We start from the raw sequence: 11371 nt of genomic DNA, 5'->3' as shown, positions 1-11371 counted from the left end.
AGGAGTTACTCGATACTAGTGGTGCGGCAGCACAACCAGCACCAAGAGCAGAACCACCTCAAAAACGGCGTACCCACTCTTCTAGTATTTCGTTTAATCAAATACCCAAGCCAAGAGAGATTAAAAAGTATCTAGACGAACCCGTTATTGGCCAAGACGAAGCGAAAAAAGTGCTGTCAGTAGCTGTTTATAATCACTACAAGCGGCTGGCGGTGATTCAGTCTAAAGCTAGTGGCAAAGCTGGGGCAGATGATGCAATAGAGTTGCAAAAGTCCAATATTTTGTTAATTGGCCCGACTGGTTGCGGCAAAACTCTGTTAGCGCAAACCTTAGCCAAAATCTTGGATGTACCCTTTGCCGTCGCTGATGCTACGACGCTGACGGAAGCGGGGTATGTGGGAGAGGATGTAGAAAATATCTTGCTGCGACTGTTGCAGGTGGCAGATTTGGATATAGAGGAAGCGCAACGGGGAATTATTTACATTGACGAAATTGATAAAATTGCTCGTAAGAGCGAGAATCCCTCGATTACCCGCGATGTTTCTGGCGAAGGTGTGCAGCAAGCTTTGCTAAAAATGTTAGAGGGAACGATCGCCAATGTACCACCCCAAGGAGGCCGCAAACATCCTTATCAAGACTGCATCCAGATTGATACAAGTAATATTTTGTTCGTCTGTGGTGGTGCCTTCGTGGGCTTAGAAAAGATTGTAGATCAGAGAGTTGGCAAAAAAGCAATCGGTTTTGTGCAACCGGGAGAAGGACAATCGAAGGAGAAACGAGCCGCAGACACTCTTCGCAGTCTAGAACCGGATGATTTAGTCAAATTTGGGATGATTCCAGAATTTATTGGGCGCGTGCCAATGGTAGCAGTCGTAGATCCGCTAGATGAAGAAACACTGATGGCGATTCTCACCCAACCACGCAGCGCCTTAGTCAAGCAGTACCAAAAGCTGCTGAAGATGGATAATGTCCAGTTAGATTTTAAATCAGATGCTTTACGGGCGATCGCTCAAGAAGCCTACCGCCGTAAAACCGGTGCTAGAGCGTTGCGGGGCATTGTCGAAGAACTGATGCTGGATGTAATGTACGAGTTACCGTCTCGTAAAGATGTGACACGTTGTACAGTAACACGGGAAATGGTCGAGAAGCGATCGACTGCTGAACTGATAATACATCCATCTTCACTACCGAAGCCAGAATCAGCATAATAGTCATTGGTCATTGGTCATTAGTCATTGGTTATTTATCAAAAATTAAAGACTAATAACCACATAACGAGGACAAATGACTAATGACAAAAGACAAAGGACAAAAGAGAAATGCCTTATATTAATGTTCGTGGCGTTGAGCATTACTACGATTGGGTGAAAAAGCCATCTGGTTCTTTAGTAAAACCAGTAATGGTTTTCATGCACGGTTGGGCTGGTTCGGCTAGGTATTGGCAAAATACGGCTGAGGTCTTATCAGAGCAATTTGATTGTTTACTCTACGATTTGCGGGGATTTGGCCGTTCTCATGGTAAGGCAACTATAGCTCAAGCAAGTGAATCTGTTGCTGAGTCCCAGTCCTCCCAGGAAGAATCGGAGGCAATCAGAGAGTTAACCTATGAATTAGAGGAATATGCTGATGATTTGGCAGCTTTGTTAGATGGGTTGCATCTTCAGAGTGTCTATATTAATGCTCATTCAATGGGTGCTTCTGTTGCTACTTTATTTTTTAACCGCTACCCCCAACGAGTAGAACGAGGAATTTTAACCTGTAGCGGCGTTTTTGAGTACGATGAAAAATCCTTTAGTGCCTTTCATAAATTTGGTGGCTATGTCGTAAAATTCCGTCCCAAGTGGTTAGGCAAAATCCCATTTGCTGACCGAATGTTTATGGCCAGATTTTTATATAGTTCTATCCCACATTCTGAGCGGCAAGCTTTTTTGGAAGATTTTCTCGAAGCAGATTACGATGCAGCTTTAGGGACAATTTTTACTTCAGTCAGCAAGGCTCAATCTGAAGTTATGCCGCAAGAGTTTGCCAAGTTGACAGTGCCAACTCTGCTAGTGGCGGGGGAGTATGACAAAATTATCCCAGCCGAAATGGGGCGTAAAGCAGCTGCATTGAGTGACAAAGTGGAATTTGTGATGATTCGTAATACAGCGCATTTCCCGATGTTGGAAGATGCGCCTACTTACCTCCAGCGAGTGGGGGTGTTTTTGGGAATTGGAACAACAGACAAGGTGGTTAGGAGTATTTAACATTAAATTTGGAATGGAAAATGCTGTAACCTAGTAGTTGAGTTTAATGTCGTGGAGAATTGGCGAGATGGATGACAGACTGTTACAGCGCATCACCCATAATCCTGATATTTGTCATGGTAAACCCTGTATTCGAGGACTTCGTTATCCAGTTGAGCTTATCCTTGAACTGCTGAGTTCTGGTATGAAGAATGAGGAAATATTGGCAGATTATGAGGACTTAGAGTATGAAGATATTCTGGCAGTTTTGTTATTTGCGGCTCGACTCAGCCAAGTCAAAAGCATTTATAAGATTGCTTCATGAAATTTCTTGTTGATGCTCAGTTACCAGTTCGCCTCGCTCGGTTCCTAAAAGCTTCAGGCTACGATACAATTCACACCAGAGATTTACCTCAACAAAATGGTACTTTAGATACTGAAATTAATGCCATATCAATTAAACAAAATCGAATTCTAATTACAAAAGATTCCGATTTTGTCAACTCTTTTTTAACAATTCAGCAACCGTATAAACTACTTTTAATCACCACAGGCAATATCAAGAATGTAGAACTTGAAAGTCTGTTTTGCAGTAATTTACAATCTTTATTTCAACTGTTTGACCAGCATTCCTACATTGAAATGAGTCGGGATACGATTATTGTACATCAGTAGTAACCTCTTGTTGTTGGTAATTCGCACAGGATGAAAAATCAGAAAAAATAGGTGATCGCTAGTCCATAGGGGACTGGAAAGATCGATAACATTTCTGCAATTGCAAGGGCGAATTCTGCACTTAGAATTTCAGATGAAATTAGAATCGAATCCGCCATTACCTCTGCGAATGCTGGACTATAACAAAAAGATCCCCGACTTCTTTAAGAAGTCGGGGATCTGAGCCTGTCGCTGTTTGCAAATCAAATAGGATTGAGATACTTGTTACCTGCTTTTGCGTCACGGTTAGTTCCAAGATGTTATTTTCGGATAGCCTGCACAAATTCCGCAACAGCATCGTACTGGTCAGGATGTCCAATATATTTCAGCAACAAAGCTGGGTCTAAATTCGGGAAGAAACTGCTCCGGTTTACTTCTTCATACTCGCCAGCCTCATTTAAACGGAATATCTTTATCTGGTTAGATTTCCAGAACCAAATTTCAGGCACTTTCTTGGGTTTGTATAACTCTTTGCGGTTAATGGTGCCACTAGTAACAATAACTTCAATAACAATGTCTGGTGTTTCTTTATTGCTGCCAATGCAGTAAGATTCATCTGGAGTTCCAGAAGCATACCCAGGTTCTTCGAGAGTGAAACCACCGAGGCCATAGAACCGGATGCCCAACTCTCTCATGTAAGCTTCTAGCAAATAGCTAAGAGTTCTTTTTACGTACTCATGTTTTTCACCAATGGGCGACATAATTTCTAATATTCCTGACAAATAAGAGAGTCGGACATTGCGGTTGTCCTTTAGCTGTGCCTCTATACCTTTGAATTCCTCCCAGGAAACATCTGCGACAGTTACAAGTCTCTCTTGTATGGGATGGTCTAGAAGTGGAATACTCATATCGCCTCTCAATAGTTCCTTTATTGATTGATAAGTAGCTGAATCAATATAAATGTTTTTACCCCTCTCTTAATTATCTTTGAATTAACCCAAACCCAGTTCTCGTTTTAGCAAGTTAATCGAGTTAGTGCCGATATAATTCTCAACTTTAATCAGCTTTGGTGGCCGAATAATATCTTCATCAAATGCTTGCACGGCTGCTTGCACTGCGGCAAAACTGGCTTGATCACTTATAATTACCTCAGCTCGCTTAACCATAGCTTGAAGTTTATAAGCATCTTTTGGTTGCGAAGTCATTATCAGTAGTTCATCCCCCCGCAGACCGTGGAGAATGACTTCTGCAGCTCGCGCAATTCCAGAGCTGAGGCTAACTATCCCTACACAGTTTTCTTTTGGTAAGGTTTTCAATAGGTTGAGTTCTTTGGTGTAGTCGTAGATATCCAGAGGAATTACTCGCGCAGCTTTAGGAGCTGCGATCGCTTCCACATTACTGATAAAATACCGACTTGTGACTACTGTTGCAGAAGTAGTTTTATCTAACACAGCTACTAATTCTTCCATTGCTACCAACTGTACTGGTATTTTTAAAGCTCGTTCTAATTCATACACCATCAATTCACCAGCACCCATATCGTGAGATGGAACTGCAACCAGTACCCTCGCACTACAACGCAAGCGCCAGTCAATTTCCGCTAAAAATAGCTCTCTGGCTTGATTAAGTGAACATCCTTGGGAGAGGAGATTATCAAGTGCTTGCTGGACAACTTGATATGCATCAGGATGTTGTTTGAGAATTGGTGATTGCAGCCTGCTACCGCCCTCATGACCTTGGGGACGAACATAAATTCCTGAACCAGCCATACTTTCAACAAATCCGTCTTCTTCTAGTTGACGGTAAACTTTACTTATGGTATTTCGATGTAAACCAGTTTGCATTGCTAATGCCCGTGTGCTTGGCAATTTGTAAGCAGGGGGATATTGCCGGGAAGCGATCGCAAACCGGATTTGATTAAACAGCTGAGTTGATGCGGGAATTTCGCTGTCTGGCTGAATACGGAATTGAATCATCAGCAAACCTCCTGAATGCTAAGTGCTGAATGCTAAGTGCTGAGTCCTGAGTGTTGCTTTCCTACTTAGCAATTTTGACCCAGCACTCCTTTAATAACCAGTTGCATTGCTCACTATCGGTAATTGATAATTTAATCAGAAAAACCTAGACATACTGGCACAGTTATATCAAATAAACACAAGGCTAATCACATAGCACTGGTAAAAATTATTATGACAGAGCAAGCAATAATTACCACAACGGTTAATCTTTTGCAAGATAATATTCAAGTGTCTGCTTACCTAGCAGAGCCAGAAGAACCTGGATCTTACCCAGGAGTCGTAGTATTACAGGAAATTTTTGGTGTCAACGTTCACATTCGAGAAGTTACAGAACGGATTGCCAAACTTGGGTATGTAGCAATTTCACCTGCACTTTTTCAACGTATTGCTCCTGGTTTTGAAACCGGATACACACCCGAAGATATTGAAACTGGCAGAAGTTACGCTATGCAAACTCAAGCATCAGAGTTATTGAGCGATATTCAATTAGCAATTGACTACCTCAAAAATCTGCCTCAAGTGAAAAAAGATGGTTTTGGCTGTATTGGCTTCTGCTTTGGTGGTCATGTCGCATATCTTGCAGCCACCTTACCAGATATTAAAGCTACGGCTTCCTTCTACGCTGCTGGAGTTACCACTCGCACACCCGGAGGTGGCGCTCCTACTGTTACCCGCACCAGAGAAATAACAGGTACTCTCAATGCCTTCTTTGGTATAGAAGATGCTAGCATCCCATCTGAACAAGTCGATGAGATTGAAGCAGAGTTAGAAAAATATAAAATTCCTCATCGTGTGTTTCGCTACGATGGAGCTGACCACGGATTTTTCTGTAATCATCGTGGCAGTTATAATCCTAAAGCTGCTGCCGATGCTTGGGAGCAGATAAAACAACTCTTTGGTCAACTGAACTGAAGCCTATGCAGCTAAGTTAGTTTTTTGTCATTTGTCATTTGTCATTAGTAAGAACCAAAGACAAACAGCGAAGTCAGAGCGGAGGCTTTCTGCGATCTGTTAGCGACGCCAGAGCGTCACTTTGTAAGAGAGGCTTCCGACCATCAGAACTTCTCCTCAGGGAGACGTTGTGCAAACGGGAGACAAATGACAATTTAAACTCCAGTTGCACTATATCAAATAACAATTAATCTTCAAAAGTCATGAATTCCGAATCGAACCTTTCTCAAACAGCCAATTCGTCATTTACGATGGACGATTTTGCCAAAGCACTAGAAAAACACGACTACCAGTTTCAAAAGGGACAGATTGTACGCGGCAAAGTGTTCCAACTTGACCATGATGGAGCATACGTTGATATTGGTGGCAAGTCGTCAGCTTTTCTCCCCATCGATGAGGCTTCTTTGAGAGCTGTTACCGATTTATCGGAGGTGCTGCCATTGCAAGAGGAAATGGAGTTTTTGATTATCCGAGATCAGGATGCAGAAGGTCAAGTAACTCTTTCTCGAAAGCAGTTGGAAATTCAGCACATCTGGGAACGATTGGCCGAAATGCAGGAAAATACCCAGACTGTGCAAGTACGGGTAATGGGTGTGAATAAAGGTGGTGTCACTGTCGATATTCTTTCTTTGCGGGGATTCATTCCGCGATCGCACCTGGCAGAGCGTGATAATTTAGAAGCACTCAAAGGTCAAAATCTGACTGTGGGTTTTTTGGAAATTAATCGTAACACCAACAAACTCATTCTTTCCCAGCGTTTAGCAACTCGTTCTAGCAACTTCAGCTTATTACAACTAGGTCAACTGGTAGAGGGCAAAGTTACTGGCATCAAACCTTTTGGTGTGTTTGTTGATTTAAGTGGGATGAGCGCTTTGCTTCATATCAAGCAGGTAAGCCAAAAATTCATTGAGTCTTTAGAAAAGGTATTTCAAATTGGTCAGCCAATTAAAGCTGTAATTATCGACTTAGATGAAGGTAAAGGACGGGTTGCTCTTTCTACGAGAGTTTTGGAAAACTTCCCTGGCGAAGTGCTAGAGAATATGGATGAAGTGATGGCTTCGGCTGAGGCGCGTGCCAATAGAGCTAATAACAAAGCATCTGAATAGTTTTGAGGTGGCTTGCTTGCCCAAAAATATCGTAATCTACCACAGAGCGATCGCATAAATTTACAGGTGAATAACACCTAAAAGTTAATAACTCCTAAGTTGGGTTACTACTCCCCTCGCATCAACTTTCGATGTGGGGGGATACTTTTTGCAGTATAAAGATAGATAAAGTCTAACCGAATAAAGGCTTAAGCTTCTTGTTCGGGAGCAACTTCATAAGTAATCGGTGTTAGGTGGTGAAGTAGATCACGAATTGCATCGGAAAAAAAGATAAAGTCGAATTCAATGAGCAAAATGGGATTCGACTTACTCAAAATACCATTTGACTTACTGATTTTGGTGTTTTCCGCAAACAAAATACTATTTGACTTACTCAAAAGGCTATTTGACTTACTAATTTTGGTGTTTTCCGTAAGCAAAATGGCATTCGACTTACTCAAAATGCCATTCGACTTAATCAAAAGGCTATTTAACTTACTCATTTCGGTGTTTTCCGCAAGCAAAATGACATATTGCTATCTAAATATGCTTTATTGCTGACTCATTCCAGTAATTCACACACTCGTAACAACTATCTCTTTAAGATTATTTTTCTTTATCTTTATTTAATGCTTCCTCGATCGCACGACGGCAAAATTCTGGAGGATCATCCTTGGTGGATAGTTCTTCTTTCATAGTCTTGGTGATGCGTAAGTTAATCCTCTCTGTTAATGATTCTTCTCTATTTGATTTAATTGGTTGTAAGTTTTGTGGGTTCCCTTTAGGATTAGGCATTATTGAGAAATATAAATAAGACTTGATTTACTTGGTGCCAAAACAATAGATTGTTTTTTAGTGGTTGCTACAACTTGCCGGAAGTACAACCACTAATATCCAATTTCAAAAATGGACACTACTATTTTATGTTCACCCGTTCCGAACTTGAAATCAAGACTATTAAAGAATTACGCGACTTGTGTCGTAGATACGGCATCAAACCAACTGGGAATGCAGGATACAAAACTTCGTACATCGTAACTCTGATGGCATTTCCACTTTTAGCGCTGCAACAAATGAAGCAGGGTAAAGGGTTAAAATCTCCTAACTTTAACGCTATCCAGGTAATCAGTTCTGCTATAGAAGAGATGAATTCACCCACAGATGAGCAAGCAGCACTAATTCGGATAACTTTAGAGGGTAGGAAAATGAGCTATCCTGACCGATACGACCAAGAGAACCTGCTGAACTTGCACAAGGCTAAAATGTCGCTAGAACAAGCTATTGACTTATTGAGCCAGTAAAACTAATCCCATTATCCTATGCCCTGCATCTACAAAGATGTGGGGGATAATTTTTAGAGATTAAGATAAATAAGGTGTAACCTATTGGCTTGGTTGGCGTGAGGATGTGTTTAGCATGGTTACTAAGTATAAAAATATGCTTATCTTTCCTGTTTAAATATTGAGCAACAGGTTTTAAGTATATATCGAGACTTCGAGAATTATAAACCCTGCAACTATTCAATTTAGGTATTTATATGTTTCTGGTAACTGGAGCAACGGGAGGAATTGGTCGCAGAGTTGTGCGACTCCTACGGCAACGAGAACAGTCTGTAAGGGCATTTGTCCGCCTTACCTCGCGCTACAGCGAGTTAGAACATCGAGGTGTAGAAATCTTCATCGGTGATTTGCAGCAGGAAAAAGATATCCAGAAAGCTAGTCGGGATGTTCAGTATATTATCAGCGCCCACGGTTCTGATAGCGATGCCCTATCTTTAGATTATCGCGCCAATATTGAACTCATTGACCAGGCAAAAGCCAATGGTATACAGCACTTTGTCTTCATTTCCGTACTAGGAGCCGATCGCGGTTATGAAGACGCTCCCGTGTTCAAAGCCAAACGAGCCGTAGAGCAATATTTGTCAGCTAGTGGCTTAAATTACACTATTTTACGTCCGGCTGGATTAGCATCTAACTTGCTGCCACTAGTAGAACGATTTCGGGAAACAGGATTGTATTTGCTGATTGGCGATCGCAAAAACCGTACCTCAATTGTCAGTACCGATGATTTAGCAAAGATAATCGTGGATTCTGTAACAGTTGAAGGCGCTCGCAACCAGATTTTATCAGTAGGAGGGCCGGAGATTTTATTACGAGAAGATATTCCCCGGATTTTTGGTCGGATCTTCACCAAAGAGCCAGTAATAATTAACTCACCACTATTCGTCATTGATGGGTTACAAGGTGCATTAGGTTTATTTAATCCGCAAACACAAAAAGCTTTAGGAACCTTTCGCACATTGCTAGCAAATGAATTTTTCTGTACAAAAGATGAAATTGCCAGCTTAGAGGCGATTTTTAACTTCCAGTTGGAAACATTAGAAAGTTTTTTGCGGCGCTATTTAGCAGTTTGATACGGGAGTGGGGATAGAAGAAGGGAATAGGGAAAAAATTATAGGAGATAAATTATTCTCTGTCACCTGTAACTTTTTCCCTAACCCCAATTACCGATAATCTAAAATCAAAAATCTAAAATTTAAAATTCTATGAAATCTTCCCTAGCTGTAAATGCTGCTCAAGCACGTCAGACAAAAGAGCGATTCGCCAAACCAGAGGAACAACTCACCTATGAATTGGGGAAGGCGGTACAGGAATTGCCGCCCCTGTATACTAGATTATTAGCGGGAACAATGACACTTATTGTATTTGGAGCGATCGCTTGGGCGCATTTCTCGCAAATAGATGAAGTAGCAACAGCACCAGGGGAATTAATTGCTTCTGCACAGGTAAGACCGGTGACATCTTTGGGTGGAGGATCAATTGTTGCTGTTAAAGTGCAAGAAGGCGATCGGGTTACTAAAGGTCAAATTCTGATTCAAAAAGATCCAGACTTGCAAAAAAGCGATGTTTCTCGCCTAGCCAAATCTACCAGATTGATTCAAGACGATTTGCAACGTTTGGATGCAGAACGCATTGGAGGCAAAACCACTGGAACAAAACTGCAAGATGAACTTTTAAACTCTCGCCTGCAAGACTACCAAGCGCGTCAAGCAGCAGCCGAGGCAGAAGCAAATCGCCAAATAGCACTTATCGATCAAGCCAAAGTCCGCTTGACTAGGTTGCAAGACAACCTAGTTAATGCCAAAAGCAGCGTTGCCAATGCTAAAACCAACGTTGTCAACGCAGACAGCATCCGCATTAAAATTGAAAGTAATTTGGCACTTGCCGAAGAAAGGGAAAAAAGCCTACGCACCCTAATTACTCCTGGCGCTGTACCTCGTGTCGATTATTTGGATGCCCAAGAAAGATTAACTCGTGCAAAAACAGAAATCACCAGGACACAAGATGAAGTAATCAATGCCCAGAATAGAAGAACAGAGGCTCAAGATAAAGTCACATCATTAGAAAAAGATATTGCTGCTCAAGTCCAAGAAATTCGCCAAGCCGAACAAGCCTACAAAGCTGCACGCAATCAGATCCAGCGTGTAGCATCAGAACGCCAAAGTGAAATTTTGACCCAATTGAACAAACGCAAAGAAGAACTGACAACTGTTCAAGGTCAATTAGAGCAGGCAAGAAAGCAGCAAGCTTTAGAAACCATTGAGGCTCCCGTTGCCGGTACAATTTACAGAGTTAAAGCTACTAAGGGTCCAGTGCAATCGGGTGAAGAATTGCTATCAATTTTGCCAGAAGGAGAAGAAATGCTCCTAGAGGTGAAAGTCCTCAACCGCGATATTGGGTTTATTCGTCAAGGGATGAAGGCAAAAGTGAAAATGGCAACTTTCCCCTTCCAAGAATTTGGGACTGTAGGTGGCGAAGTTATGCAAGTTAGTCCCAATGCAATTGTTGATAAAGAATTGGGCTTAGTTTTTCCCACAAGAATTAAGCTAAGTAAACACTCGGTTAACGTCCGCAATCAAGAAGTAGAATTTACACCAGGCATGGCTGCTACAGGTGAAATTGTCACTCGTAAAAAGTCAATTTTGACATTCATTACTGAGCCTGTGACGCGGCGGTTCAACGAGGCATTTTCAGTTAGGTAGATTTGTAGTCTCTGTAGTGAGTGCTGAGTGAAAAGATTTATAAGTACCACTTTTTACTCAGCTTGATACCCTTGCTGGGCAATACAGCACTTCCTGCTGCTATGAGGTACAGATACTTGGGATGCTATTAGTAGTCTGTCAAGCTAGTAATGAAAAGTTTGTAGTAAGCACAAAGCGTGCTTAGAAAATAAGGACTGAAGTCCTTACTACGAACTTTCTTACCCATCAATTTAAACTTGACAGACTATTAACACAGATAAACAATAATTCGATCAATTAGTGTACCTCATAACTTCGGGAAGTGCTGTAATAACAGCCGTTATTCTTAATTTAATGCTTAAGAACTTACGCACTGACAAAAAATACCAAATATGAATCAATACGGTTCAGTTAGCG

General features: G+C 41.6%; 13 protein-coding genes. 9 read left to right on the top strand and 4 right to left on the bottom strand.

Going from position 1 to position 11371, the window contains the following annotated elements:
- The 4 genes from clpX to ACEW80_RS05890 form a co-directional block, all read left to right on the top strand.
- The coding region (gene clpX / locus ACEW80_RS05905) for an ATP-dependent protease ATP-binding subunit ClpX (protein WP_373525702.1) at positions 1 to 1208 on the top strand (1208 nt) is incomplete at its 5' end.
- Positions 1209 to 1319: 111 nt separating this feature from the next.
- Positions 1320 to 2246 carry an alpha/beta fold hydrolase gene (locus ACEW80_RS05900; protein ID WP_373525701.1) on the top strand — a complete coding sequence of 309 codons (927 nt, stop codon included), beginning with the start codon at positions 1320 to 1322 and terminating at the stop codon, positions 2244 to 2246.
- 67 nt (positions 2247 to 2313) lie between these two features.
- The gene (locus tag ACEW80_RS05895) at positions 2314 to 2550 is read left to right on the top strand and encodes a DUF433 domain-containing protein (protein ID WP_373525700.1); all 237 of its coding nucleotides are present in this window, start codon (positions 2314 to 2316) and stop codon (positions 2548 to 2550) included.
- Positions 2547 to 2900: a DUF5615 family PIN-like protein gene (locus tag ACEW80_RS05890; protein ID WP_373525699.1), complete on the top strand. Its 354-nt coding sequence runs from the start codon at positions 2547 to 2549 to the stop codon at positions 2898 to 2900. The genes ACEW80_RS05895 and ACEW80_RS05890 overlap by 4 nt, the downstream gene beginning before the upstream one ends.
- A 299-nt stretch (positions 2901 to 3199) precedes the next feature.
- Here ACEW80_RS05890 and ACEW80_RS05885 read toward each other — a convergent pair whose 3' ends face one another.
- Both ACEW80_RS05885 and ACEW80_RS05880 read right to left on the bottom strand, forming a co-directional pair.
- Positions 3200 to 3787: a Uma2 family endonuclease gene (locus ACEW80_RS05885; RefSeq protein ID WP_373525698.1), complete on the bottom strand. Its 588-nt coding sequence runs from the start codon at positions 3785 to 3787 to the stop codon at positions 3200 to 3202.
- Positions 3788 to 3871: 84 nt separating this feature from the next.
- Positions 3872 to 4855 carry a GntR family transcriptional regulator gene (locus tag ACEW80_RS05880; protein ID WP_373525697.1) on the bottom strand — a complete coding sequence of 328 codons (984 nt, stop codon included), beginning with the start codon at positions 4853 to 4855 and terminating at the stop codon, positions 3872 to 3874.
- 213 nt (positions 4856 to 5068) lie between these two features.
- Here ACEW80_RS05880 and ACEW80_RS05875 point away from each other — a divergent pair, with 213 nt between their 5' ends.
- Positions 5069 to 5809 carry a dienelactone hydrolase family protein gene (locus ACEW80_RS05875; RefSeq protein WP_373525696.1) on the top strand — a complete coding sequence of 247 codons (741 nt, stop codon included), beginning with the start codon at positions 5069 to 5071 and terminating at the stop codon, positions 5807 to 5809.
- A 242-nt stretch (positions 5810 to 6051) separates the two neighbouring features.
- Positions 6052 to 6954: a S1 RNA-binding domain-containing protein gene (locus ACEW80_RS05870; RefSeq protein WP_373525695.1), complete on the top strand. Its 903-nt coding sequence runs from the start codon at positions 6052 to 6054 to the stop codon at positions 6952 to 6954.
- Positions 6955 to 7142: 188 nt separating this feature from the next.
- Here the strand turns inward: ACEW80_RS05870 and ACEW80_RS05865 are convergent, their stop codons facing one another.
- A complete protein-coding gene (locus tag ACEW80_RS05865; protein ID WP_373525694.1) occupies positions 7143 to 7436 on the bottom strand; it encodes a hypothetical protein in 294 nt (97 codons plus the stop codon).
- 103 nt (positions 7437 to 7539) lie between these two features.
- Positions 7540 to 7728, bottom strand: coding sequence for a hypothetical protein (locus tag ACEW80_RS05860; RefSeq protein WP_373525693.1), 189 nt, complete (start codon positions 7726 to 7728; stop codon positions 7540 to 7542).
- A 128-nt stretch (positions 7729 to 7856) separates the two neighbouring features.
- Between ACEW80_RS05860 and ACEW80_RS05855 the strand changes: the two genes are divergently transcribed.
- From ACEW80_RS05855 to ACEW80_RS05845, 3 genes are all read left to right on the top strand, one after another.
- Entirely contained in the window at positions 7857 to 8234 is a 378-nt protein-coding gene (locus ACEW80_RS05855; RefSeq protein ID WP_373525692.1) for a hypothetical protein, read from the top strand.
- A 236-nt stretch (positions 8235 to 8470) separates the two neighbouring features.
- Positions 8471 to 9346 (top strand): SDR family oxidoreductase, encoded by an 876-nt coding sequence (locus tag ACEW80_RS05850; RefSeq protein ID WP_373525691.1) that lies wholly within the window; start codon positions 8471 to 8473, stop codon positions 9344 to 9346.
- Between the two features lie 132 nt (positions 9347 to 9478).
- Positions 9479 to 10975, top strand: coding sequence for an HlyD family efflux transporter periplasmic adaptor subunit (locus ACEW80_RS05845; protein ID WP_373525690.1), 1497 nt, complete (start codon positions 9479 to 9481; stop codon positions 10973 to 10975).
- Positions 10976 to 11371: the final 396 nt, after the last annotated feature.

The organism is Nostoc sp. (genome assembly GCF_041747015.1).
Classification (GTDB): Bacteria; Cyanobacteriota; Cyanobacteriia; order Cyanobacteriales; family Nostocaceae; genus Nostoc.
The sequence above is the reverse complement of the archived record's forward strand: the minus strand, read 5'-3'. Positions and strand labels throughout refer to the sequence as shown.

Excerpts from the sequence above, each read along its gene's own strand:
- ACEW80_RS05900 (WP_373525701.1), top strand. The coding sequence starts at position 1,320 with ATGCCTTATATTAATGTTCGTGGCGTTGAGCATTACTACGATTGGGTG.
- ACEW80_RS05895 (WP_373525700.1), top strand. The coding sequence starts at position 2,314 with ATGGATGACAGACTGTTACAGCGCATCACCCATAATCCTGATATTTGT.
- ACEW80_RS05890 (WP_373525699.1), top strand. The coding sequence starts at position 2,547 with ATGAAATTTCTTGTTGATGCTCAGTTACCAGTTCGCCTCGCTCGGTTC.
- ACEW80_RS05885 (WP_373525698.1), bottom strand. The coding sequence starts at position 3,787 with ATGAGTATTCCACTTCTAGACCATCCCATACAAGAGAGACTTGTAACT.
- ACEW80_RS05880 (WP_373525697.1), bottom strand. The coding sequence starts at position 4,855 with ATGATTCAATTCCGTATTCAGCCAGACAGCGAAATTCCCGCATCAACT.
- ACEW80_RS05875 (WP_373525696.1), top strand. The coding sequence starts at position 5,069 with ATGACAGAGCAAGCAATAATTACCACAACGGTTAATCTTTTGCAAGAT.
- ACEW80_RS05870 (WP_373525695.1), top strand. The coding sequence starts at position 6,052 with ATGAATTCCGAATCGAACCTTTCTCAAACAGCCAATTCGTCATTTACG.
- ACEW80_RS05865 (WP_373525694.1), bottom strand. The coding sequence starts at position 7,436 with ATGAGTAAGTTAAATAGCCTTTTGATTAAGTCGAATGGCATTTTGAGT.
- ACEW80_RS05860 (WP_373525693.1), bottom strand. The coding sequence starts at position 7,728 with ATGCCTAATCCTAAAGGGAACCCACAAAACTTACAACCAATTAAATCA.
- ACEW80_RS05855 (WP_373525692.1), top strand. The coding sequence starts at position 7,857 with ATGTTCACCCGTTCCGAACTTGAAATCAAGACTATTAAAGAATTACGC.
- ACEW80_RS05850 (WP_373525691.1), top strand. The coding sequence starts at position 8,471 with ATGTTTCTGGTAACTGGAGCAACGGGAGGAATTGGTCGCAGAGTTGTG.
- ACEW80_RS05845 (WP_373525690.1), top strand. The coding sequence starts at position 9,479 with ATGAAATCTTCCCTAGCTGTAAATGCTGCTCAAGCACGTCAGACAAAA.